General features: G+C 33.8%; 24 protein-coding genes. 8 read left to right on the top strand and 16 right to left on the bottom strand.

Annotated features, from left to right (window positions below; translation table 11 throughout):
- Window positions 1-127: 127 nt before the first annotated feature.
- Window positions 128-1,399: a hypothetical protein gene (locus ACFO5T_RS13785; RefSeq protein WP_380035498.1), complete on the bottom strand. Its 1,272-nt coding sequence runs from the start codon at window positions 1,397-1,399 to the stop codon at window positions 128-130.
- Window positions 1,400-1,402: 3 nt separating this feature from the next.
- Window positions 1,403-2,620 (bottom strand): tyrosine-type recombinase/integrase, encoded by a 1,218-nt coding sequence (locus ACFO5T_RS13780; RefSeq protein ID WP_380035495.1) that lies wholly within the window; start codon window positions 2,618-2,620, stop codon window positions 1,403-1,405.
- An 840-nt stretch (window positions 2,621-3,460) separates the two neighbouring features.
- On the opposite strand from ACFO5T_RS13780, the gene ACFO5T_RS13775 reads away from it, so the two are divergent.
- From ACFO5T_RS13775 to ACFO5T_RS13740, 8 genes are all read left to right on the top strand, one after another.
- Window positions 3,461-3,898, top strand: a complete 438-nt coding sequence (locus tag ACFO5T_RS13775) for a hypothetical protein (RefSeq protein ID WP_380035492.1) — start codon at window positions 3,461-3,463, stop codon at window positions 3,896-3,898.
- 453 nt (window positions 3,899-4,351) lie between these two features.
- Entirely contained in the window at window positions 4,352-4,744 is a 393-nt protein-coding gene (locus ACFO5T_RS13770) for a hypothetical protein (RefSeq protein ID WP_380035489.1), read from the top strand.
- 129 nt (window positions 4,745-4,873) lie between these two features.
- The gene (locus ACFO5T_RS13765) at window positions 4,874-5,245 is read left to right on the top strand and encodes a DUF2200 domain-containing protein (RefSeq protein ID WP_380035486.1); all 372 of its coding nucleotides are present in this window, start codon (window positions 4,874-4,876) and stop codon (window positions 5,243-5,245) included.
- 534 nt (window positions 5,246-5,779) lie between these two features.
- Window positions 5,780-7,243: an arginine decarboxylase gene (locus tag ACFO5T_RS13760; RefSeq protein WP_380035483.1), complete on the top strand. Its 1,464-nt coding sequence runs from the start codon at window positions 5,780-5,782 to the stop codon at window positions 7,241-7,243.
- Between the two features lie 29 nt (window positions 7,244-7,272).
- On the top strand, window positions 7,273-8,211 hold the full coding sequence (gene speB, locus ACFO5T_RS13755; protein ID WP_380035480.1) for an agmatinase: 939 nt from the start codon (window positions 7,273-7,275) through the stop codon (window positions 8,209-8,211).
- On the top strand, window positions 8,201-9,175 hold the full coding sequence (locus tag ACFO5T_RS13750) for a deoxyhypusine synthase family protein (protein WP_298350695.1): 975 nt from the start codon (window positions 8,201-8,203) through the stop codon (window positions 9,173-9,175). Before speB ends, ACFO5T_RS13750 begins: the two co-directional genes overlap by 11 nt.
- A gap of 2 nt (window positions 9,176-9,177) precedes the next feature.
- Complete coding sequence (locus ACFO5T_RS13745; protein ID WP_021779157.1) at window positions 9,178-9,498, top strand: hypothetical protein; 321 nt, start codon at window positions 9,178-9,180, stop codon at window positions 9,496-9,498.
- On the top strand, window positions 9,498-11,024 hold the full coding sequence (locus ACFO5T_RS13740; protein WP_380035476.1) for a carbon-nitrogen hydrolase family protein: 1,527 nt from the start codon (window positions 9,498-9,500) through the stop codon (window positions 11,022-11,024). The genes ACFO5T_RS13745 and ACFO5T_RS13740 overlap by 1 nt, the downstream gene beginning before the upstream one ends.
- A 42-nt stretch (window positions 11,025-11,066) precedes the next feature.
- Here the strand turns inward: ACFO5T_RS13740 and ACFO5T_RS13735 are convergent, their stop codons facing one another.
- The 14 genes from ACFO5T_RS13735 to ACFO5T_RS13670 form a co-directional block, all read right to left on the bottom strand.
- A complete protein-coding gene (locus tag ACFO5T_RS13735) occupies window positions 11,067-12,401 on the bottom strand; it encodes a capsule assembly Wzi family protein (protein ID WP_380035473.1) in 1,335 nt (444 codons plus the stop codon).
- Window positions 12,402-12,496: 95 nt separating this feature from the next.
- Window positions 12,497-14,512 carry a polysaccharide biosynthesis protein gene (locus tag ACFO5T_RS13730; RefSeq protein WP_380035470.1) on the bottom strand — a complete coding sequence of 672 codons (2,016 nt, stop codon included), beginning with the start codon at window positions 14,510-14,512 and terminating at the stop codon, window positions 12,497-12,499.
- Between the two features lie 3 nt (window positions 14,513-14,515).
- On the bottom strand, window positions 14,516-15,664 hold the full coding sequence (locus tag ACFO5T_RS13725; RefSeq protein ID WP_380035467.1) for a DegT/DnrJ/EryC1/StrS family aminotransferase: 1,149 nt from the start codon (window positions 15,662-15,664) through the stop codon (window positions 14,516-14,518).
- A 3-nt stretch (window positions 15,665-15,667) separates the two neighbouring features.
- On the bottom strand, window positions 15,668-16,219 hold the full coding sequence (locus ACFO5T_RS13720; protein WP_380035464.1) for a sugar transferase: 552 nt from the start codon (window positions 16,217-16,219) through the stop codon (window positions 15,668-15,670).
- On the bottom strand, window positions 16,212-16,805 hold the full coding sequence (locus tag ACFO5T_RS13715) for an acetyltransferase (protein ID WP_380035461.1): 594 nt from the start codon (window positions 16,803-16,805) through the stop codon (window positions 16,212-16,214). Before ACFO5T_RS13715 ends, ACFO5T_RS13720 begins: the two co-directional genes overlap by 8 nt.
- Window positions 16,805-17,407 carry a sugar transferase gene (locus ACFO5T_RS13710; protein WP_380035458.1) on the bottom strand — a complete coding sequence of 201 codons (603 nt, stop codon included), beginning with the start codon at window positions 17,405-17,407 and terminating at the stop codon, window positions 16,805-16,807. Before ACFO5T_RS13710 ends, ACFO5T_RS13715 begins: the two co-directional genes overlap by 1 nt.
- A 3-nt stretch (window positions 17,408-17,410) precedes the next feature.
- Window positions 17,411-18,583, bottom strand: a complete 1,173-nt coding sequence (locus tag ACFO5T_RS13705) for a glycosyltransferase family 4 protein (RefSeq protein WP_380035457.1) — start codon at window positions 18,581-18,583, stop codon at window positions 17,411-17,413.
- 45 nt (window positions 18,584-18,628) lie between these two features.
- On the bottom strand, window positions 18,629-19,207 hold the full coding sequence (locus ACFO5T_RS13700) for an acyltransferase (protein WP_380035455.1): 579 nt from the start codon (window positions 19,205-19,207) through the stop codon (window positions 18,629-18,631).
- Window positions 19,204-20,607, bottom strand: coding sequence for a phenylacetate--CoA ligase family protein (locus ACFO5T_RS13695; protein ID WP_380035452.1), 1,404 nt, complete (start codon window positions 20,605-20,607; stop codon window positions 19,204-19,206). Before ACFO5T_RS13695 ends, ACFO5T_RS13700 begins: the two co-directional genes overlap by 4 nt.
- A gap of 36 nt (window positions 20,608-20,643) precedes the next feature.
- Window positions 20,644-21,951: a glycosyltransferase gene (locus ACFO5T_RS13690; protein WP_380035449.1), complete on the bottom strand. Its 1,308-nt coding sequence runs from the start codon at window positions 21,949-21,951 to the stop codon at window positions 20,644-20,646.
- A gap of 59 nt (window positions 21,952-22,010) precedes the next feature.
- On the bottom strand, window positions 22,011-23,180 hold the full coding sequence (locus ACFO5T_RS13685; protein ID WP_380035446.1) for an EpsG family protein: 1,170 nt from the start codon (window positions 23,178-23,180) through the stop codon (window positions 22,011-22,013).
- 114 nt (window positions 23,181-23,294) lie between these two features.
- Complete coding sequence (locus ACFO5T_RS13680; protein ID WP_380035443.1) at window positions 23,295-23,879, bottom strand: acyltransferase; 585 nt, start codon at window positions 23,877-23,879, stop codon at window positions 23,295-23,297.
- Window positions 23,876-25,198 (bottom strand): MATE family efflux transporter, encoded by a 1,323-nt coding sequence (locus ACFO5T_RS13675; protein ID WP_380035440.1) that lies wholly within the window; start codon window positions 25,196-25,198, stop codon window positions 23,876-23,878. Before ACFO5T_RS13675 ends, ACFO5T_RS13680 begins: the two co-directional genes overlap by 4 nt.
- 65 nt (window positions 25,199-25,263) lie before the next feature.
- Window positions 25,264-26,361, bottom strand: coding sequence for a hypothetical protein (locus tag ACFO5T_RS13670; protein ID WP_380035437.1), 1,098 nt, complete (start codon window positions 26,359-26,361; stop codon window positions 25,264-25,266).

Genomic DNA, 26,361 nt, shown 5'->3' with positions numbered 1-26,361 from the left:
CTGTTTTTAAGTGTTAAACAAATTATTATGGTGCAAATCTGCGTTAAAGAGTAACGCTAAAACAGTTACATAGGGTTATATAACCCCACCTAAAACCCTTGCTATCATTGGGTTTATGGAAAATAAATTATTTCATTTTTTTAATTTCGGCTAACATTGTTCTTAGGTGTTTCTCCCAAAAATCAATTGCTTTATCATCTGGTTGATTAAATAATATTCTGAGTTTGTTCTCACTTATACCATTCTCAACACTTGAATTTTTTGTTTGGAAATTGGCAGAGATAAATCGTAATAATTCAGCCTCTGTAGAGACGTTTAAAACCGAAGGTTTTAAATCATTAATCATTTTGAATAGTAACGCAAGTTGCGGTACTGAAAGATTTACTTTTAGTCGTTCATTGCTTAGGTTGTTGCTTTCTTCATTTGTTGGTTGCTTTTCGTGTTTAGCTAATTCTGTTTTTATTATTCTCTGCATTTCGTAGATAGAATAAAACTCAAACGGAAAGAGTAATCTTTCTTTATTAATAGAAGTGATTATATCTCCTTCTTTTTCATTCAAAATGCCTAATGATTTACGCTTAGTGATATAACCTAAACGCAATAAATCTTCTTCAGAATATCCTTTGTCTTTTAGTTCCTGTATAGCTTCATCCACTTCTTCTGGACTAAAGTTAGATTCATAATCGTCCTTTTCTGAAAATAAATAGATTTCTACATCTTTAAAGAAATACTTAAGTGATGCTGGTTCTAAATTGGTTTGTTCTTTTACGATATTGAATAATTGTAGTCCTGTATGGTCTTTTGCTCTAACATTATCAAGCAGTTTATAGATTTCATTATCATCATCTTCAATAAGCTTATTATATTCCTCTAAAGCACGTTCTGCATCAATAGATTCAAAGATAGATTTGTAACCTTTTAGCCTATCTGCTACAATCATATACTTAATAAAATCTCTTATGCTATCATCGTCAACTCCGTAATACTGAGAGTCAATAAGTAATTCCCAAAATGATTCTTCTTCCGCTTCTATTTCTGCAATTGTATTGAACTTATTTTCTAATAGGTTTTCGCAAACTTCAACGAAGGTAGAAGCCACATAATTCCTAATAATACGCTTTCTATATTGGTCTAAATTTTCATCTTTGGTGTCATAGCTATTCGGATTTATAAATGCAGTAATATAACCCGCTATATTAGACGGACATTTTGCAAGTTTCTTTTGTTGCTTTTTGATTTGTCTTTTGGTAAGCTCCTCTTTTTCTTCATCATTTAGACAGGATGCATAGAGCATTCTATCTTTGTCTGCGTTTTCCTCGTAACCCGATAAGATTTGTGATTCTATTTGCTCTATACTCTTATCAAGTATTAATGCTTCTTCTTTTGTAAATTTTCCCATAGCTTAATTAAGATATTGGTCTACTGCTTTATCCAGTTCTGAGTTAATAATTTTTGCGTAAATCTGTGTGATACCAATATCACTATGGTCCATTAATTTTGAAACGTGCTCAATGCGCATCCCTTTATTTAATGCCCTGGTAGCAAATGTGTGTCTGCTTAAATGAAAAGTTAAATTAAATGGTAAGTCTATCTTATTACCCATTGCCTTGAGATACTGACCTACAAGAGCTGTTTTTCTGCGTATCTGGTCTGCTCTATATTCTCTATCCTTAAAATATCTTTCTGTAATCTCTCCAAAAGGAAATACAGTATCTTCTGGACTTGCATCTGCTGTATGATACTTTTCTAAAATATCAATAGCAGTACTACCTATTTTGAAGCTGTGCGGATTGTTAGTTTTACAAATGGTTTTAGATATGCGTTGCTCTTTTTTATTGTAGTGCTTCCATTTTAATTCTAATACGTCACTAAACCTTAAACCACCTGCAAAGACTGAAAAGATAAACATATCTTTTACTAAAGGTGCTTGCGCTCTTTCAGATACTTCTAAATTGATTAAGGCTTGTAGCTGTTCTTCATTTAGATAACGCCTATTGGTCTTTTCTTTCTTAACCTTATACTTATCAAATGGAAATAGACTTCGTGGTATTAAATCCTCTTTCTGTGCGTTACGGAACATTAAGTTAAGTATGCGCAAAGAAAAATTTATAGTTGTATTGTTATTGCCTAAAGTAGTACCGCAATAGCCTGCATAATCTTTTATCATCGTTACCGTAATATCCTCAAAAGCTACATCTGTATGGCCAATAAAAGTTTCAAACTTTTTGAGATAAGTAATGTAATTACGATATGTGGAATATGACAAGGTGTTTTTCTGTTTCTCACATCTGCCATAAGAGTATTCAAAGAAATTTGTAACAGGTTTACCCTTTACAACTTCTTTTAACTTGCGAGCTGAAACACTTATGTTTCTGCGTTCTATATCTGCTATCTCTCCTTGTGCATCTGCAACTTTAGTTGCGAGATATGCGTTAAGCCTTGTAGAGCCTTTATGATTCTTTTTTACACGCTGTTTGGTTTCATCCCATTCATTTAACGCTACCTTTATACCCAAGGATATAAATTTAGTTTTACGGTTTTTGATGAGCCTAAGATAAATAGGTGCTTCTCCTGAAGCATCTACCTTTTGTTTCTTTAAAATAAGTTTTACTGAAGCCATAATGTACTCTGGTATAAGACTGTGCAAGCAAGTGCAATAGAGTACTAAGGTACAACAATTGGTACAACAAACACTGCATTTACGTGTTTTTATTTGCACTTTGTTGCACTAATATTTGATGTAAAACGCCTATTTATAGGCTATTGAGAGTATAAGAGTGAAGATAGGTACAACAATTAGACAACAACGTATATAAAACATAGCTAGTAAGTGCTTATTCGAAAGATTTGTGCTTATTTACAAAGACCGCCAAATTTTTAAATTTGGCTTTTAGAATAGAAAAATTAAAAACAAAACATAAAAATTCGGCTCTGTGTTTATCCGAAAAATAAGCGTCTTTTTATACGCTACTTTTCATACACAAGACCGTGACGGCTGATTGCCCAAGGGCTCGCAGTTCACGATAAAATAAGCTGCACAAAAGGCAGTTGCATACTTGGTTATTACCGCAATCGTATGGTTACGCTTCAAAATAGGTTTAAGAGCGATTGTAAGAGCAATAATCAAGGATCTGGTACAGATAGATTATAGAGCAAATCTGCTAGGATTTTAAAGCTCCCACACTACTCAATCAGCCGCTACTTTGTGCATTCCTCTCGGTCGTTCCTCTCGTCGGATGCAAGAACTATTACATAACGCGAATTTATGCCTTCCTCTCGCTACGCTCGTCGGAGACAGTTTTGAAAGCTCTATGCGCGGCGACAGATTCACAAATAAGTGTATATTTAAACAATCAATTAAAAAACAAATAAATACAGGCACACCAGCAATCACGATAGCTATCGGGAGCCGCACTCGCTTTATGTAGTGGCCTGTTACCCAACATTTGACCAAACAACAATGAGAAGGAAAAGACTACAACATAATGCTGATATTTTTTGTGATATGTTCGCTGGTTGGAAAATAGTGAATGATATGAAATCTTTGGTTGAATTGAAAAATGGAATTATTGAATTTGATTTTCTAAATAGAACTCAAAAACTCAACAATGCGGAATCGAAAACTGACTTTAATATATTTCACGAAATTTCGGAATGGTTCGCTGATGATTTAAAAAAGCACAATATCGAAACAGAATTAATTAAAGAAGCCAAAGTAAAGGCGGAATTTAAAGTTGAATTTACTACTGGAAAAAAGAAGTCTCGAACGAAAGGAATTACTGAATTATATCTGAATTTAAACTCTTGGATTTTAACAGACGAAAAAGAATATAAATCGGAAAAGGAACAAACTCAAGAATTTCACCATATTGAACGGAAAGAAAAAAACGTTGGGTAACAAAGAACTGAGTTAAAAAACAAGCCTTTTTAAGCTAATTTTGATCTATAATTTTCATCGTAGGGTCTTCCTGATTTTATGATGATGTAGGCTTGTTTTAAGAGCTTATTTACCACTCCGATGATGGCTAATTATTTATAACTTAACTCGTGTTATTCTTTCGTGAAAGCGTATTTCTCACAATTAATTTATAGACCGCTGTGCGAGGCGCTTAAATCCACAGATAAGCGTATATTTAGACAATCAATTAAAAAACAAAAACAGGCAAACCAGCAATCCCGATAGCTATCGGGAGCCACACTCGCTTTATGTAGTGGCCTGTTGTACATAATGCTGAAAAAACTGAATTACATATCGATTTTCTTTCTGATTTTAATCAGTATTTCGTGTAAAAACGAAAAGAAAAATGACGGACTAAACTCAAGCACGGAACCGGAATTAAAAACTGATTCTATGAACGTTTACAACGAATTAGCTAATACCGACAAAAAAGAAACGTTTACGATTTCGGAATATAATACCGACAATCCAGAAATTGAAAACATAAAACGACCTGAAAAAACAATCATACGGAATTTAGCAATTGACACGACCCAAGCTTTCGGAATTTGGACTCAAGACCCAAACGGACCTCACGCTGATTTTTGGTTAACCGCAAAGGATTTCCTTGTTGCGGACTACGATGGCGATGGACATATGCCATACATTTTGGACGGAAATAAAATCACGATATTTTATAATGACTTTGTTCAAAAAGGAACAATAACTTCAACAGAAAATGACACGCTAAAAATTAAATGGGCTGACTTTGACGTTGAAACCAAATATGTGAAATTTGAAAACTAAAAAAGCACTATGTACTACAAAGAACTGAGTTAAAAATAACTCTACCTCAATTACACTCAGCATATCATCACATCTTCATCGCTATCTGTAAATAATTGTATATTTAGGTTCATTAATATACACAACACTATGAAAGTTACTGCCGCCAAAGAAGATAAGGTTGCACAAATGATATTTGCATCCATATACCCACACTACTGGAATAGACTAGAAAAAAATGGACGTACCAGGGAGGAGTTTCATCAAGTTATAGAATGGTTTACCGGCTATAATGAGGCACAGCTACAGTCACTTATAGACCAGAAGGTGACATTTCAAACCTTTTTTAAAGAAGCAACCATTCACCCTAACGCCCATCTCATAAAGGGTGTTGTGTGCGGTTACCGCATTGAGGAGATAGAGGATGAGTTTGAACTCTACAGGCAGTGCAGGCAGATGGAAAAGCTTATAGACGAGCTGGCAAAAGGTCGCAAGATGGACAAGATATTAAGAACGTCTTAATAGGTACATCGCATCCCTAAACACATTTTTACTACTTATTATGTACTCCAGCGGTATAATGGTATTAAGTACGCTTTCGCGAAAGCGTAATCACATTACATTAAGATCTTTTAAGTCTAGAATATAGCATACCTGAGTAACAATTATCTCCTTAAAATACAAACCAATCTATTGTTATTCAGTTAGTTAAAAATAATTTTAAAATTTTTACAAAAAAGTTTTTTGATTTGTTTTTTTCACTATGTTTACCGCATAATTCGAGCATAGTTAAATCGAATTGTCATAACGATGAAATCTTTTTTCATATTCGGGCTTAGAAGGATAAGGAAGTCTACTTCGAAAGCTGCTCTAGGGATAGAGACCCGAATTTTTAGGCTGACTTCTGAAATCATTACTACCCTTACTTCATTAAAGCTTCTAAGCTTTGATCCTTATACGGTATTCATTTTCCGCATCTGAATGTACTAGAAGATCACTCCACTGCCCTATTATCACTGGGCCCACATCTCTATTTACATATTTTACAACTTTATAATGAAGACAAAATACTTTGATCTTATTGATCAAACTTTTGATTTTCCGCAGGAAGAGTTCACCCTAAAAACAAATGAGCTCCAGTTCCACGGGATTGATTTAATGGCACTTATAAAAGAACACGGTGCACCACTTAAGTTTACATACCTACCTAAAATCTCTGATAATATAAACAGGGCAAAAACCTGGTTTGCAGCTGCTATAAAAGAACATAACTACGCCGGTAGTTATAATTACTGCTATTGTACTAAGAGTTCGCATTTTAAGCACGTGCTAGACGAGGCTTTAAAAAATGATATCCATATCGAGACATCCTCTGCTTTTGATATAGATATTGTAGAAAATCTCAAGGCACAGGGCAAGATCAATGACGACACCTTTGTGATAAGCAACGGTTTTAAACGTGACCAGTATGTTCAAAACATTGCGCGTCTCATAAACAATGGTCATAAAAACTGTATCACGGTTATAGATAATTATGAAGAGATCACCCTGCTGAGTGATGCTATAGATGGTAATTATAACATAGGTATACGTATCGCCTCAGAAGAGGAACCTAAGTTTGAGTTTTACACCTCTCGTTTAGGTCTGGGTTATAAAAATATTGTGCCCTTTTTTAATAAAGAGATAAAGGATAACCCTAAGGTCACCCTTAAGATGCTGCACTTTTTTATAAACACGGGCATACGTGACACCGCATACTACTGGAACGAGCTTCTTAAATGTATGAAGGTGTATGTCTCTCTTAAAAAGGTGTGCCCATCACTAGATAGCCTTAACATAGGTGGTGGTTTTCCTATAAAAAACTCACTCGCCTTTGACTATGATTATGCATATATGGTGAGCGAGATTATAGGCCAGATTAAGCAAACTTGTGATGAGGCTGGCGTGGCGGTGCCTCACATTTTTACAGAGTTCGGCAGTTTTACCGTAGGAGAAAGTGGCGGTGCGATTTACCAAGTGCTATATCAAAAACAACAGAATGATCGCGAGAAGTGGAATATGATTAACTCATCATTTATCACCACCATACCAGATACCTGGGCGATTAATAAACGTTTTGTAATGCTTGCTATAAACGGCTGGCAAAAGGAGTATGAGCGCGTTTTACTAGGTGGTCTTACCTGTGATAGCGATGATTATTATAACAGTGAGCAGCATATGAACGGGATTTATCTACCTAAGTACAATAAGGATAAACCGCTGTATATAGGCTTTTTTAATACGGGTGCTTATCAAGAAAGTATAGGTGGTTTTGGCGGGTTGCAACACTGCCTCATCCCTACCCCAAAACACGTTTTAATAGATCGTGATGAAGATGGTAAGCTGGTAACTAGCGTTTTTGCAGAGCAGCAAACCTCTGAGCAATTGCTATCCATTTTGGGATATGACTATGGGGTTAATGACGCTTTCGCGAAAGCGGAATCAAAAACTACCTCACAAACCAAAGAAACAATAAACTAACACAAGTAACAAAACTTAAACAAATTACAATGAAATCTCAAAAAACGTATGCCGGTATAGATGAAAAATATGCCAGCGCCGAATCTTCAAAAATCGTATTAATCCCTGTCCCTTATGACGGTACTAGTACCTGGGGAAAAGGTGCAGATAAGGGTCCTGAAGCCTTTTTACACGCATCTGAAAATATGGAGCTGTACGATATAGAGACAGATACAGAGGTTTATAAACAAGGTGTATTTCTTGCAGAAGCTCTTACGGGTCATGACACGCCAGAAGAAATGGTAGATGAAGTACACAAAGAGGTAAAAGCTGCTATTTTACGCAATAAGTTTGTCACTATGATGGGTGGAGAGCACTCTGTATCTATAGGGTCTATACGCGCTTTTAATGAGTGTTATGATGACTTAACTGTACTACAACTAGATGCGCACACAGACCTGCGCAGGGAGTATGAAGGATCTGTATATAATCACGCTTGTGCGATGTATGAAGCAAATGAGACTACAAACCTTGTGCAAGTAGGTATACGCAGTATGGACGCCTCAGAAAAAACAGTTCTCAATGAAGAAAACGTGTTTTATGCACACGATATGAGTACAGATGACTACTGGATGGATAATGCCATAGAGCTTATGACAGATAATGTATACATCACACTAGATCTTGATGCCTTAGACCCTTCTATTATGCCATCTACAGGTACTCCAGAACCAGGTGGACTTTTATGGTATGAGACACTTGAGTTTTTAAGAAAGGTTTTTGAAGAAAAGAATGTGGTAGGCTTTGACATTGTAGAGCTATGTCCTAATCCCTCAGAAAAATCTTCAGACTTTCTAGCGGCTAAGCTTTATTACAAAATGTTGAGCTACAAATTTATGGAGCAAAGTGCAGATGAGGATAATGATAATCTCTATGCAAAAAATCAAAACACAATCACAAAGTTAAAATACGATCAAGATGAAGACTAAAGGAGCAATCTCTCAATTTATAGAGAAGTACTACCTACACTTTAACGCAGCCTCTGTAGTAGATGCAGCAAAGGCCTACGAAGAGCAACTTAATAAGGGCTCAAAAATGCTTGTATCTCTTGCAGGTGCTATGAGTACGGCAGAGCTAGGTAAAATATTTGCAGAGATGATACGTAAAGATAAAGTACAAATCATCTCTTGTACTGGTGCAAACCTAGAAGAGGATGTAATGAATCTTGTAGCGCACAGCCACTACGAGCGCGTGCCTAACTATCGTGATTTAACCCCACAAGATGAGTGGGACCTATTAGAACGTGGTTTAAACAGAGTTACAGATACGTGTATTCCAGAAGAGGAAGCCTTTAGGAGAATACAAGAACATATTGTAAAAATCTGGAAAGATGCAGAGGCTGCCGGTGAGCGCTACTTCCCACACGAGTTTATGTATAAATTATTACTCTCTGGCGTGCTTGAAGAATACTATGAGATAGACATAAAAGACTCGTGGATGTATGCTGCCGCACAGGCAAACCTACCTATCATAGTGCCAGGTTGGGAAGATAGTACAATGGGTAACATTTTTGCTAGCTACGTGATGAAGGGTGAACTTAAAGCAAGTACCGTAAAATCTGGTATTGAGTATATGACCTATCTAGCAGACTGGTATACGGCAAACTCAGATAACGGTATAGGTTTCTTTCAGATAGGTGGTGGTATTGCTGGCGATTTTCCTATTTGTGTTGTGCCTATGCTTTATCAAGATATGGAGCGCACAGACACACCATTCTGGAGTTATTTCTGCCAGATAAGTGACTCCACAACTAGCTATGGCTCTTATAGTGGCGCTGTGCCTAATGAAAAAATAACCTGGGGTAAACTAGATATGAACACGCCTAAGTTTATTATAGAAAGTGATGCAACTATCGTAGCACCACTCATATTTGCTTACCTTCTAGATATGTAATTATGAAAAGCTCAAATAATCCAAACCTCAATAGAGTAATCGTAGACTTTAAGAAGTTAACTCCTGAGATACTTGCCTTAGTGGTCGAGAAGTATCCGTACGGTTATGATGATAGTGATATCATACGTTTTAGAAACGTAAAAGATGAACTCGTAAAGTGTATTGAAATTATAACAGAAGACACAAAGTACCTAGTAAAAATAAGTGCAAAACTAGAGCGTGTGATGGAACAATATGATGAAGATGATTACGAGTCATACCAAGATAATGACCCCACAGCTGTACAAGATCCTTTTGACACAGACGAGGATATAAAAGAATAATGAAAACTGGAGATATACAACACATTGAGCTCAAGTATCTTGAGCTCAATGACTATCAAGAACTTAAAACGGCTATGATATCTGCATATACAAATATGCCAGATTCATACTGGGAGGAGAAACATATATCAACTTTGATTAAAAAGTTTCCAAAGGGACAAGCCGTCATAAAAATTAATGGGGAAATTGCCGGCTGTGCACTATCTATCATTGTCAACTATGATGATTTTGAAGATGACCACACGTATAGAGATATTACTGGCAACTATACATTTTCTACCCACTCAAATGATGGTGATGTTCTTTATGGTATAGATGTATTTATCAAACCAGCATATAGGGGTCTGCGCTTAGGCAGAAGGCTCTACGATTATCGCAAAGAGCTATGTGAAGAACTTAACTTAAAAGGTATCACCTTTGGCGGTAGAATGCCCAATTACAATCTTTATGCAGAAGACCTGAAACCTAAAGAATATATTGAAAAAGTAAAGCGCAAAGAAATAAATGACCCAGTACTAAATTTTCAAATCTCTAATGACTTTCACCCAGCAAAAGTTATGAGGGGATATCTAGAAGGAGATAAAGCATCTGGAGAGTTTGCTATACTGATGGAATGGGATAACATTTACTATAAAAAACCATCTAGAAAAGCAGCTACAAAAAAATCAAATGTTCGTCTAGGGCTTATACAGTGGCAAATGCGACCTTATAATAGCTTAGAGGAGTTACTTAATCAAGCAGAATATTTTATAGATGCTGTTGCTGGTTACAGATCTGACTTTGTGTTATTTCCTGAGTTTTTTAATGCACCCCTTATGGCAAAAGATAATCATCTTAAAACATCAGATGCAATAAGAAAACTTGCAAGGCATACGGAAGCTATAGTTCAGCAATTTTCAGAATTTGCTATAACCTATAATATCAATATTATAGCCGGTAGTATGCCTGAGATACGCGATGGACGCTTATACAATGTAGGTTATCTATGTAGACGTGATGGCAGTACAGAGCGTTATGAAAAACTACACGTTACTCCAGACGAGGCTAAAGTATGGGGTATGCAGGGTGGTACTGAGCTTAAAACATATGATACAGATTGTGGAAAAATAGGAATATTAATATGCTATGATTCTGAGTTTCCAGAGTTAAGTAGACTACTTGCAAATGAAGGAATGGATATACTATTTGTTCCCTTTCTTACAGACACACAAAATGGATACTCAAGAGTGCGCCACTGTTCACAAGCAAGAGCTATAGAAAATGAATGTTATGTAGCAATTGCTGGTAGTGTAGGTAACTTACCTAATGTAGAAAATATGGATATACAGTTTGCACAATCTATGGTCTTTACTCCTTGTGACTTCTCCTTCCCTACTAATGGCATAAAAGCAGAAGCAACACCAAATACAGAGATGATATTAATAGCCGATGTTGACTTAGATTTACTAAAAGAACTCAATCAATTTGGCGCAGTAAAAAATCTACGTGACAGACGTACAGATCTTTTTGAAGTAGTTAGAAAGTAAGTATCTGTTATGATATGCAACACTTAGGCAACCTTAACTCTGCTAGTTATTAATTGTATAATAATACCCTAGACTAAGACCAAAAATAGGTTTTTCATAGTTTTTTACATCTAAGCCTAAATCTATATTAAAGATTCCAAATTTGTCGGTATTATATTTCGTGGATAAATAGCCTAAAAAGCTTTTCTGCTTTGGTTCAAAGGGAGCTGCGTATGTACCTAACCTCTCAAGATATGTTAGTTTTGCTTGAAAATAAAAGTTATCTGTGGCTGCACCTGCGCCAAAATGGTGAGCGATAACCCTATTATTTGTAATACCTAGTCCTGTCTCTGGATTAAGTTCAAAAAAAGGCAAACCTATTATATCGCTCTCATACGTCCAGCCGCTTCTATATCCTTTATTACTAAAGTAATTATCACGACCGCTTCTCCCTGAACTTCCGCTTTGACTTCGAGTATCTACGTACTCGTATAAAAGGTTTTTAAAAAACTTATTATTTTTAAATGCATAGTTAATTCCCCAAACACCATCTGGAAAATTTTTGAATGCCGTTCCAGAACCATCATCAAAAAGGTGTAAATGATACATTTTCAAAGTTCCATTCTCAAAGTTTCTTTGGTATGAAAAATCAAAACTCCCCAAGTGGTTCCCTAAGGCATTTACTTGTTCGCCTTCATCAGAATTATCCCCACCTGATTGAGCTAAGAATATTTTAAAAAAATCACTTGCACTATTGGGTAAATCTCCATCAATTGGGCTTTTACCTCCCCACTGAGCATAATGTTGCACTCCAGCGGTAAATATGCCATAAGATTCCGTTGTATATTTTACATTAATACGCTTATAGTGTACTCGAGTATTTTTTACATAGCGCATATCATTTAGTACGTAATGCCCTAGTCCATAATCTATATAAATATTCTTTAGAAGAGGAATAAATTTTGGTGACTCAATAACTAAACCTGGAAAAGGACGTGTATTTCCGCTGTTTAAAATATTATTATTGGTACTTGAGAGACTATTTACAATATCTGCACTTTTAGAACCTAGTGTAATTTGATAATGTTTAGCCTTAAAACGTACATATAAGTCTCCACGTTGTAAACGTTCTAGACTGCCATCCCTGTAAAACAATGATATGCCTCCTTCTAACTTATATAATGGGGTTAATTTGTATTTATAGCTAGAGAATGCACTCAATGCAGCGTTTGAGTTAGATTTAACAAGACCTTCAGTATTTCTGTAAAACCAGAAAGGCAATTCACTTTCACTTAAATAAGTGTTTACGTTTATAGCTCCATTAATTTCTATATTTTCTTGAGCCTCAAGTTGGGTTGAAATTAATACTAATAAAAACAATAATTTCCCAAACTTCATAAAACTACTTTTGTGTATAATTAAAGCTATAGCCTTTGAAATATTTAGCTAAAGATATTCTCTGGATTTACAATAATTTCCATTACTCATATTGCCTACTTAAAAAGATCTTGAGGCAAGTCTTCTCCTAGCCCTAAATTCTTTGAAATATCTTCTGTAACTTCTACATCAAGAATCTCATATTCAGAATTATTACTTTTAAACTCAGGAACTAAAGATTTAAGCTTTGCTACACTTATTGTGTTATTATTTTTTATTGCGGCTTTGATAATAGAATTTATGACCGTATTTACCTGCTCATAGTCATTCTCTAGGTCCTCACTTATCATTATTTTATTATGATGAGTAGGCAAGGTTTTACTTTCATTACTTAACAATTCCTCATAGAGCTTTTCTCCAGGTCGCAGTCCTGTAATTTTTATTTCTATGTCCTCATTAAGAGTGTGCCCCGCTAGTTTAATCATCTTTTCTGCAAGATCCATAATACGTACAGGCTCTCCCATATCAAATATAAAAATCTCACCTCCTTTACCCATTGTTCCAGCTTCCAAAACTAGTTGACAAGCTTCAGGTATGGTCATAAAATAGCGTATGATATCTGGATGTGTTATCGTAACTGGCCCCCCACTCTCTATTTGCTTCTTAAATAATGGAACCACAGACCCATTAGACCCAAGTACATTACCAAACCTAGTTGTAATAAATCTGGTGTTCTTCTTTTTTCCTTTGGCTTGTAAGTTAAAATACTTAGACTGCACATACATTTCGGCAGCTCTTTTTGTTGCTCCCATCACATTTGTTGGGTTTACAGCCTTATCTGTACTCACCATTACAAAATGACTCACTTTATGCTTAGCTGCGATGTCTGCAAGGTTTTTTGTACCATAAATATTTGTGAGTATAGCTTCAGAAGGGTTATTCTCCATTAAAGGTACGTGCTTGTAAGCCGCTGCGTGATAAATTATATCAATTTTAAAAGCATCAAAGAGAATTCTCAACCTATTTCTGTTTGCGACATCACATATTACAAACTCAAAATCTATATCTGGAAAAGCTCCTTGTAATTCTAAACTAAGAGAATGCAAAGGTGTTTCTGCTTGGTCTAATACAATTAATTTATTTGGATTATAAGAAGCAACTTGCCTTGCTATTTCGCTACCTATAGAGCCAGCTCCTCCCGTTACAAGAATAGTCTTACCTTTAATCTTACTGGATTTTACGTTATCGTTCAATTCTATAGGGTCCCTATTTAACAAATCTTCAATTTGAAGACTTCTTAATTGATCTGTAACAGTCGTCGTCTCGCTCCAGTTTATAACCAGAGGCGAATTAAATACCTTAATATCGTGCTCTAAGCACTCTTTAACGATAGAGAATCGTTCTTCGGCAGTCATAGAATTACCTGCAAAGACAATTGCTTCTGCTTTGAGTTTTTGTACTAAATGCTGAATGCTTTTATCAAGCTCCAGTACAGGTTTGTCAAGAATTCTTAAACTCTTATTCTGCCTTTTTGAAATAAACCCTTTGATTATAAAACGCTGTGGATGCTCAATATCTAGGGCAGCTGCAACAGATATTGCCCCATCATCTACACCTACAATAACTGCGTTAATTATCTCTGCATTGTTTTGAGCGATTTTAAAACGTTCATACAATTGTTTTACTGCAAGCCTAAAAGTAAATAATGCTGTAAACGATATAAATGAAAAAAGAATAAGACCCGTTGTAATAAAAACTTTCAGGTCATATATATATTGCCAAGTCAAATTGAAGACCATCAATGTAGCAAAAGTTGCAACAGTTGCAAACAAAAGCTTCATAGCATCCATAAAAGAAGAATGTCTTATGAGACCAGCATATGTTTTAAAAACAAGTAAAAAAACAAAATTGACTCCTATTACTAAACTTAACTGTTGTCCACTGCTTATAACGCTTAATGGCTTTATATGCAGATCTGATAATAAAAAATACGTAATAAGTGTTGATACTAAAATCAACGAAGTATCAATAAACAGGACTGTCCATCTAGGTAAATAGCGTACATTACGAATATCTAACTTGTTTTCGTCAGAAAACAACCTATTTATAGCGGCTTTTAATCTACTTAACATTCGTTATTTGTTGTTGAATAATTCAAATATAACTTTTTGAATTCGTTCTCTATCGTCATTTGTCAAATTTGATCCAGAAGGAAGACATAATCCCGTCTCAAATAGTTCTTCTGCAACACCCGTACCATAATAAGGAGCATCTTTAAAAATAGGCTGCAAGTGCATAGGTTTCCATAGCGGTCTTGACTCTATATTTGCTTTCGCGAAAGCGTGACGTAAGTCCTCTCTACTTATCCCGTTTGTTTTATTTGTATCAATTAATATAGCACTTAGCCAGTGATTGCTATAATAATCTTCTGATGGTTCTTGAAAAACAGTAACACCATCAATATCCCGAAATGCATTAACGTAAAAAGAATTCATAGCTCTACGTAGACCTATATGCTTATCGAGCACTTCCATTTGACCTCTTCCTACTCCGGCTGAAATATTACTTAGTCTGTAATTGTATCCTATGGTTGTATGTTCATAATGGGGAGCGTCATCACGTGCTTGCGTTGCAAGAAAAACGGTTTGTTTCTTATCTTCTTGGGAATGACAAACCATTGCCCCACCACCACTTGTTGTGATAATCTTGTTGCCGTTAAATGATAATATCCCAAAACGACCAAATGTACCACACTTTTGGCCTTTGTAGGTAGACCCCAAAGCCTCTGCACTATCTTCAACTACAGGGATATCATATTTGCTAGCAACTTCATTTATTAAATCAACCTGATAAGGCATACCATATAGATGTACAGCAATAATTACCTTAGGTTTTTTACCTTGCTTGATTCTATCTTGTATGGCTTCTTCTAGATGAATAGGGCACATATTCCAGGTAGTAGACTCACTGTCGACCAGTACAGGCTTTGCACCTAAATATTTTATAGGGTTAATACTACCACAAAAGGTAAATGACTGGCAGACCACCTCGTCTCCTGCCTCAACACCACACTGTATTAATGCAAGGTGAATAGCCGCAGTTCCAGAGCTTAAGGCAGCAACGTGAGTATCCTGCCCTTGATATAATTCAAGGTCACTTTCAAAACCATTAACATTAGGTCCAAGTGGAGCGACCCAGTTTGTATCAAAAGCTTCTGCTACAAAGTTGCGCTCAGTACCTCCCATATGAGGAGATGAAAGCCAGATTTTATTTGAACTTGACATTATTTATATAGATAATTTATTTTTTACAAATATACCCTTTAGGGTGAGACCTATGATATAAAGATCATACCATAGACTCTTTTTATTACAATAATCGAGATTCATTTGTACTTTATCTGGAAAGATTATAGTGTCGTTGTAGTGCTGAGCATCTTTTTGTCTTTTAAGTAAAGATTCTTCATTTACATATTTAATAGCCGCTAGACTAGTTAACCCAGGTTTAAGTTTAAGAACTTCCCTATCTGTACCTTTAAGTTTATCATAATACCCAGGTATATCTGGTCTAGGGCCTACAAAAGACATATCACCCTTTATGATATTGATAAGCTGCGGAAGCTCATCTATTTTAAATCTTCTAAGAAATTTTCCTATTCTGGTAACTTTACCATTATGCATTGTTCTTACCTTGTAGATGGTGAATGGGTTGCCAAATTGACCAATTCTAGTTTGTTTAAAAATTGTAAAAGTTGGGGCAATAATCATAATAATCCAAAATGGTATAAGACCAAAAATTATCACAGTAGCAAATAAAAAATCAAAAATAGATTTAATCAATTTCTTTAAATTTTATTATGCGACCAGGATTGCCCACCACAACAGCATAATCTGGAACATCTTTTATAATAACTGCGCCAGCTCCAATAGTACACCATCTACCTATTTTTATACCGGGTATAACTACTGCTCCAGCACCTATATGTGTTCCTACATCTACGCTTACGCCGCCACTTAAAGTAGCGTTAGGAGAGATATGTACGAAGTCTTTGATAATACAATCGTGCTCCACAACAGCACTCGTATTAATAATGCAATGATTACCTATTGAAATGGATTCATTAACCACAGCATTAGGCATTATAACAGTTCCAAACCCAATCTCATCTTGTAAAGAGACAATCGCCCTGCTATGTATTATAGCTTTGTGCCACTGATTTTTATATTTATCTGCAAGTTTCTTTCGAATACTATTATCTCCTATACCAATGATAATTTCATCAAAATCTTGAATCTTACATATAGGTAACCCTAAATAAGTATCTTTTTGATAATTATCGTCTATAAATCCCTCTACAACAATACCATTATCAGTTGCGATGGCATTTACTACTTTACCGTGACCACTTGCTCCAAAAATTTTCATTATCCTTTAAATCTAGTCGTTGTAGCTTCTCCCTCTTGCGATATCCCTTCAGAAATAAAGACCTTTTTAATAGTCATTAATAAAATTTTTATATCAAGTAAAAAATTTTGATTATTTACATACCAGACGTCTAGCTCAAATTTTCTTTCCCAGCTTATTGCATTACGCCCATTTACTTGAGCCCACCCAGATATGCCTGGTTTAACAAGCCCTCGCTTACGTTGTTCTGGAGAATAAAGCTCAACATACTCTGGCAGTAAAGGGCGCGGCCCTATAAAACTCATATCACCTTTAAGTACATTTAAAAGTTGTGGGAGTTCATCTAGTGATGTTTTTCTTATAAACTTACCCACTGGGGTAAGCCTTACAGCATCTGGTAATAAATTACCAGATGTATCACGTTTATTATTCATAGATCTAAACTTTATGATTCTAAAAATCATATCGTTCTTACCCGTTCTTAATTGTGTGTAAAAGGGTTTTCCGCCATTTGCTATTGTTAATAGCAACGTGATTAATAAAAAAACGGGGGCAATGACTATCAAACCTATAAAAGCACAACTTATGTCAATAAGTGGTTTGAGAAAATTTTTATACCACATATATTATTTTTTTTTGGTCTTTAAGCTGTTTAATAGTTCTCTGTACTCTTCTAGCAATGCTTGCCATATTTCCTTTCTCTCATAACTATCTGTAATGACGCTTCTTGCATTTGCCTTAGTACGATCATAAAGTACCTTATCTTCTATAAGTTTACACATTGCTACTTCTAGAGCGCTACTACTCTTTACTGGAACAATTAATCCATTATGATTGTTTACTATAATCTCATTACACCCATTTATATCAGACACTATAGACGGTAACCCCATTGCTCCTGCTTGTAATACGACATTAGGAAAACCTTCTCTATATGATGGAAAAGTTAACGCTTTCGCGAAAGCAAAATAAGGCCTCACATCATCCACATAGCCAGTTGTATAAATCTTACTATGCGTTTTAATTGTTTGTTGTGTAGAAGGCATAAGCGGGTCTAGCTCTTCTTCTAAAGGGCCAACAAGGAGAAGTGAGGTCTCTGGGTGTTTCTCTTGAACGGTAACAAATGCTTTTACCAATTCATTTACCCCCTTATCTCCTACAAGTCTACCTACCAGTATAAATGTAAAATCACTCTGCGATATGTGAAGCTTCTTTGCTACATCTACCATATCACTTGATTCATAATCTGGGGAGAAGTACGTAGTATCAATACCATTTGAAGAGCCTTTCCCTATCACTTTGAGCTTAGTATTCTTTGTAAAATTTAACGCTTCAATAATGGTTTTTAAACCTTGTGCATTAGGGTACACTTTTGTGGCACAACGGTAAGTAAGCTTTTCAACTACGTCTAGTATTTTTCTCTTTGCACCGGTTGCCTCAAGTAAAGGGAGACCCGCTACTGTATGTAATCGCAAGGGCACGCCGGCAAGCCTTGCTGCAAGCATACCTACAATACCAGCCTTAGGTGTATGTGTATGTACTATCTCTGGTTTTTCCTTTTTTAAAAATTTATAAAGCCTATATACCGCTTTGAGATCTTGTATAGGCGTGATCTTTCTGGTTAAAGGAAGAAAAAAATAAGGTACACCTTGCTTGCTTGCTACTCTTTTAAGCTCTTCCTCTTGTGATGAAACAGCTGTAACCTCGTAGTGCTCCTTCATAAAAGCAAGTTGCCCCTCTAGAAGCTTATCTAAAGAAATGGGAACGGTGGTAATTCTAATAAGTTTTGTTATGGACATCTTATCTCTTGAATATATTAATTTTTGACAATAAATCCATAATAATTAATTTGCATCTTTAATAAGCTTAGCTGGATTACCTCCTACAATGGTATTTCTTTTAATATCTTTATGTACGACACTATTTGCCGAAATAACTGCACCTTCTCCAATAGTAACTCCTCCTAGAATAAAACAGTTTGCACCAATCCAGACATTGTTCTCAATAATTATAGGTTTACCCATATCTGTTGTGTGAATCCTATCCGCTGTATTATTAAATGATAATTGATGTCCATTACCATCGATAATTTGAGTGTTTGCAGCAATTAATACATTATTGCCAATTGTAATTGAATTATAAGCGTGTATACAAGTGCCGTGAATTCTACAATTTGAACCAATGCTAATTTTAGCATCATTCCTATCAGCAAGTAACTTACAAGATGAATGCATATTTATATGGTATCCGTAATTACTAGAGTTTAATAAAGTATTATTTCCAACCTCAATTATTGCAGACGTCTTTTTAATAATTGATGGCAACCCTTTAAAAAGGACGCCATTCCCCAATTTAACACCTTTAACAATACACTTAAATCTGGATAAAAGAGTAGTTAATCCATAATATAATTTAATCATCATATTTCAATTGGTAATTTGCACTTTCTTATAACCGCGTTGAATTTACCATTTTTTCCAAGAGGGATATCATCTAAATATTCCATTTTAACATTGGCTTTTTTTCCAAGGCGTTCTTCTAGATTTAGAATAAATTTTCTCTCAACGGCATCTGTATAATCATCATTAACAACATTTTTTACAAGAAATTCATTATGATCCACTTGTATAATTTGGCTTTTATTAATTCCTACTAGTCCTTTATAAGCGGTGTCCATTCTACCAATGTAACCCTTCTCACTTGTCCATAGTAAGTCATCTTCTCTACCTATTATTTTCTCTATAACCGGCATACTGCATCCACAATCACAAAAATAATTTTCTGACGGCATTAAGACTGTATCTAGAATGTCATAACGAATTAATGGAGTTTTGTAGTTTCTAAAACTAGTTACTACCATTCTACCTATCTCGTTGGGACCAGCAGGTTCATTATTCTTATTTAAAAATTCAAATACACCTGAATCTTGATTTACGTGTAGATTTCCATTTATACATTCAGTAATAAACGGACTGCCTTCGCTAGAGGCATATTGATTAAATACTTTACATTTAAAAACTTTTTCAATCAAAATTCTTTGATAGTCGTGAAGCGTTTCTGCTGTTGTTGTAATTCCCTTTAACTCAAAATTTACATTTAGATCATTATCATCAATAAATTTAGCTATGATATAAAAAGCTGATGGATAACCATCCATATAGGCAGGCTTAAACTTATTCATTTTTTTAACATAGTGAACTATGTTATCTTCAGTCAAATGATAAGTAGACATAAACAACTGATTTTGAACATAATTAGTAACCCAAAATGGTGGTTTAATACTGGATGGTTTAACAATAATCCTTCCTGAAAATCTAATACTTTTATCTTCTTTTTTTATACCTATACTATTTTGAAATCTTGTCCATAAAGCAAAAGCTCTTTCAACAGATTCACTATCTAAATAATTTACTGTAGGCGACCCTGACGTACCACTCGTATAGCCCACTTCAATTAATTTTCGTTTTGGATTACTATTTATAAGTTCCTCAACTTTAATCTTTCTATCTTTTTTTGAAAGTAGTGGTAGACGTTTTAATACAGTGTATGGGTCTTTTAAAATATCTTCTGTAGTAATGTTGATTTTTTGAAATCTATCTCTGTATAATGGTACATATTCAATAACTTCTAATAAAAGCTGCGTTAATCTTTCCTTCTGGTATCTTTTTACTACATCAACATCAGAATTCCATAGCTTATTATACTCATCTAAATAACTGTAATAGTCATTGGTATATCTTGTACGCGTATTTAAAAAGGCTTTTAAATTGAGTAAAATAACCTTTATAAAATAAGGACTAAGCTTATATATTTTGTCAATCATTATAATGATTTATAATTAGTAAAAATTGTATCACAATTAATCTAAAGACTCTAATATTGATTCTAACTTTTTAGTTTGATTCTTTCTATTAAATATAGTTAAAACATCTTCTTGTGAAGAAATCTCTAATTGATTCTTCTTCCATTCAGTTAAAATTGCCTCCCATTTTTTCATTTGAGCTTTTTTAGAGTCATTATTTATATCAAAATTAGCTCCTAAGTTAAATTGATTAATAAGTGCTGATGGCTCTGAAGCATTTGGCGCAAAATTAATAATGTATTTATTTGCTGCTAGGTACTCATAAAACTTTAAAGGAACCCCAGTATAATGTGAGAGCTTCTCCCCTACTATTAACCACAGTATGGTAGACTGTTGGTATTGTTTTAAGACTTCATTGCGCGGTATTTTACCTATATAATCTACTACTGCATACGATTTAAAACTTGCCATTTCATCTTGTAATGATTTTTCAAAATTACCAGCAATCACAACTTCAACATCATCTAGAGACATCAGTCCCTCCTCTATTGCCCAATCTAATAATTGTAAAAGCCCCTTCGGTGACCTAATACCACCATAAAAGCTACCCGCATAAAATATCCTTATTTTCTCTGAGTTACTCGTTACTGCATTTGTCTCAACGTTAAAGTCATCAGCATCAAACCCATTGTAAATCACAGAAAATTTTTCGGCATTCTTTTGATAATGTTTTGCATAAATATCACGCATTGCATTTGAAATAAAAGTAACCTTATCGGCTTTATTAAGAATTTTATTTTCAAATCTTTTATGCAATAAAGAAAGTGGCCAAGGTGAGTGTAATTGATGTCCACCGATATAATGGTAATCACGTAAATCACCAATTAATTTTATTTTAGGAAAATTTTCTTTTACAAACATACCTATAAGATGATTAGTCATAGCAGGAGATGTAGTTATTACCACATCCATATTTTCTAATAATCCAGCATTTGCACTTAAATATTTCTTAACATTAGAATACCAAAATATTGCCTTATCTGGTATCAAGAAATACGATCCTACTTTTACTACGTAACCCTTAACCTTTGTCTTTAATCCACTACTATTATGTATTGTATTAGAATCACGTAAATCCTTGCTTATATTACTTTTTAGAGAACTTTTAACTTTCACCAATGTTACATTAGGAAGATCTACATTCATAGACCTATCCATACCAAGTGAACTATCTGGGTTACTACACGTTAATACAGTTACCTTATACTTACTCTTATCCAGATATTTTGCCCAGCTATAAGGTCTTCTAGCTGCTGGGGCATTATATGGTGGGTATATGTAACTTATGATGAGTATGTTTTTCATTATTAAAAAGTGTAATTAGAGCCTAAAAGCAGTTTCAGTAATTATATTAAATCAAAAACTTATAAATATATAAACTTATAGTCCCAGCCTTCATAGAGTAACCAAAAGAAGTTACCATACCATATAGTATGACTTGTTATCGAAATGCTTAGAAAAATAACATTAAAAAAGAACGTGAATGAATAGGCAGGGATTAATAACAATACAAATCTACTATTTAAATAATTTTCATATTCTCTCAGAATCATTAAAATTACAATCAAAGCAAATAAATAACCTACCATAAGAAATCTTCCACCAGAGGGCATAGTTGCAATAATGAATGAAAAAATGAAATAAAAGAATACAAAAGCCAACATCTTATTTATCACTAAGTCTTTAACACTATTCTTTTGTAATTGACGCTTCAAATAAACAAGTATGGTAAAAAAGGCTATTTTTATAAGATTCTGAAAGAAATTAGAAACCATTAAAAACGGAGAACTTGAAGCTCTCTCTTTATAAATATCAGCTACTTCGGAGCTATTATATGTGCCTATTTTATTTGATATACTATCTGAAGGCACAAAAGACCCTATAAAGTCTAAACTTATAATATTAGATTCCAATACCCAAGAAGCGATGAAACTGACAATAAAAGAATAATATAATATGTTATTTACACCAGTATTACTGTAGGTGAATTTTTTAATCACTACGTATAATAGAATAACTATAACACCAAATAAGAAAGAAAAATGGACCAAAGGTGCGCACAGAACTAATAATAAATATCTATTCTTATTATAAAGCACGACATTAATAACTCCATAAAAGAATACCCAAATAGCAGTATTAAAACGAGCACCATTAATATTAGTTATTGGATTGATTATTATAAATAAAAAGAATAATAAAGATGCGTAGAACCCAGAATAATTAGCTTGTTCTTTTTTAAAAACACGAATAGAAAAATACCAAAAAAAACCAAAAACTAAACCAAAACTCGCAAAAAGTATCTTAGGATTGTCAGTAAAAGACTTTAAAAATGCATAAGTTAGAAATCTATAAAGATCTGGGGCTCCACCTAATAAATACAACTGATATATATCATAAATAGACTGATAATTAAACTCATTAAAAACTAGTGCTACTCGATAAGAATCTGCTGAGTCATTTGAAAATGCAAAGGAAAACCCAAATAAGGTACAGAATGCAATAAATACTACCCCATTTGTTCTAGATTTCAAATTTCGTATTGCAATCAAAAAAGACACAAAAGGATAAATGAAAAATATAGGGATGTTTAATAATGAGTTTTTATTTTTCATTTAACAATAACAAACAAGATTATTTCAAATTAATTAAGAGCTACAACTACAATTACTATTTACCTTATACTTTTTTTCGCATTTAGAACAAATATATGCTATAACTTTAGCTGGGTTTCCTACTGCGATTGAATTACTAGGTATATTTTTAGTAACAATAGCACCAGCACCAATTATGGAATTATCTCCTATATTAACTTCTGGAAGCACTACACAATTACTACCGAACCACACATTTTTACCTATAATAATTGGCTTACTTAAACTATGTTTAGTTAAATCATCACTTGAATGATTTGCGCTAATAAAACTACAATTATATGCCCATATGGTTCCCTCGCCAAATTCAATACCGTTTATTGCCTGATAGTAACACCCGCCTGAAGTTGCGAGACTTAAATAGACACTCTTAAGATTATTACCCGTTAATTCAATATTAGATGCATTATTGACCCTAGAAGTAAAATGTAATAGAAATGGACTAGGCGCATTAATACGCAGAATAACCTTAACAAATGAATTTAGAAGATAAGTTCCTATACCTGTTGCATAATACTTTCTTTCAATTAGTCTATTTACGAATGGAATAAACGCAAACATCTTAACAAGTTTCATCATCTCAAATAAGCTATTATAATTAATATTTGTAATACAAATATAATTTTGTTAAAAGTGACTATCTGCAAATATCGCATTAACATATCTTCTTTAACTAAATAGATGATCCACATTATGGTGGTAGAAAATAGAGTACCAAAAACAACTCCCCTAATACCTAAGAAGTAATATAAGCCGATAGAAACTATTAAATTTAAAAATAAGACCAATAAACTAATTTTTGTAATCAATTTAGTTTGACCTTTTGCAGTTAATAAAATACCATAGTTATTATTTCTAAAAAGTAAAACCAATAAATATGTTTTAAATAATGTTACTGATGCAGTGTAGTCTTTACTATAAACAAAGAAAATAATATCATCAGCAAAAAACATTACTATTAATATAAAAGGATAGGTTAGAAAAGAAACCTTTTTTGTAGTTAGTAGCCACAAGAGTTTTGCCTCAGATTCTTTATTGGACTCAATTAATCTAACCATTTTTGGAAATATCTGCTGCGAAAATGCCGCACTAAGCATTGCAAATATTGGTATCTCAAAAGCACCCACAGCAAAAATTGCAAATGTGCTATCATCTTCAAAAATATTAACTATGCCCTTATCTAGATATGCACTAAAGAGGCCTGTAAATGTAGCCAAGTACAGTGGAAAACCATAAACCCATAACTTTTTTAAAATACCTTTATCAATTGATAAAACCTTAAATGTTAAACCAGAATTATAGAAGTAAAATAAACTAGGAAAAAAAAACACAGAAAAATAAGTGAGTATAGCAACTCCAATATAATATTCGGGTTTTAAATCTAAGATATACCAGCCCAAAAATATAATACACAAACTACTCAATGCTCCGAAAATAGATAACATTGTTAACTTTTCCTCTTGATTAATATTTATATAAGTATATCGAAGAATTTTATTAAAAAGATATGCTAGAAGTGGTAATGGAAAAAAAATAGAGTAGAGATAATAACTCCCAAGATTTACTAATTTAAAAAAATGAAAGAGATTGAAAACACACAGTGTCCCAAATAGAATAATACCTATTCGGAAGAAAATAAGTACTACATTATTTAGATAATACTGGACATTAACTATGTCTTTAGCAATGAAAAATTTATAACTTTCTGCAAAACCAAATGATACTAATGGAATACCTAAATTGAGTAGAAAAAAAACTTCTTTCCATAATCCAAAATCACTCACTTCGAGTTTTTTCGAAAAAATAAAATCAATTGCAATAAAAAGGAAGGCTACAAAACTCTGTGATATCGCAATGTGAAATGATTTAACTGTTGTTCCACCCTTATATTTCTCCAATATTGAAATAACTTTCTTGTACAAATTCAAAATAAATTAAGGTTATTCTATAAAAGGTATTAAAATTAAACTTCAGTCCACAGACTCCTTATATATTTTTTTGATACAATAAACACATACCTAAATACTGCAAACATAAATCCTATAATAGCAAATAGAATAATTTTAGTTAACATATTACCATTTTCCGGTTGTAGAGGAACTACGGCCGGATTAATTAATGTGAAATTGGGAGTGTCCTCTTTTATTTTTAGGCTTTGAGAAATTCTTTGTTGTTCAAGATCTGAATATAAAGTGTAGAGTAAAGTAGCCTCATTTTCGAGCTGTCTTTTCCTTATAAGAGATGACTCTGTAGCATTAAATCTATTGCGGTCTGTGTAGCTCGCTAGTCTTATCTGAGCATCTTTATATTTTTGCTTAGTATCTTCATATTGGACTTCTATAAAATTATATTTCTCTCTAGCTTTGGCTATTCTATATCGTATAATTTCTTTCTGTAAACGAACTTGAACTTGTTGGGCAAGCTGTGCAGCTGCAACCGGTTCTTCCTCAAAAATAGTTTTTATTTCTAGCGTACCATCCTCTTCACTTATACTAAAAGAAAGCTTATTCTTTAGTGATTTAAGTACTCTTTTATCATTACTAGATATATACTCTAGTGAATCTAATTTATTAACAACTCTTTTTGGAGAAGAGTCATCACTAAAGATTAGTTTAGGTAACCCTATCGTATATTTTACAATATACTCACTTAAGGATAAACCCTCTTTATTTATAACATATTCTTCGAAAGTTATTAAAGAATCTTCATTTTTAAGTTTAATTGGAATATCAAAAAGTTGTTTTCTAAATTCCCAACTATTTATTATTTGTGGATACAAAAATGTTGGTATATCACTAGAACTTGAAGACTTAATAGATCCTCCACTAATTAGGGAAGCTATACCCCCAAGGCCACTAGATTGCGCACTACTAGAGTCTTGGGTAATAAATAACACCCTCGAGCTATAAGTTTTTGGGGTAAACAATACCACCACAATACCTAATAGAACAAATATTAAAATAGATACAAAGATAAATTTCTTAGTTTGCAGAAAACCTTTAACTAAGCCAAGGATGATTTTGTAATCATTCTCATTTGAGTGATCAATTCTTTCTTCCAT

This window comes from Dokdonia genika (assembly GCF_042652845.1).
GTDB classification, from domain to species: domain Bacteria; phylum Bacteroidota; class Bacteroidia; order Flavobacteriales; family Flavobacteriaceae; genus Dokdonia; species Dokdonia donghaensis.
This window is presented reverse-complemented; position numbering and strand designations above follow the sequence as displayed.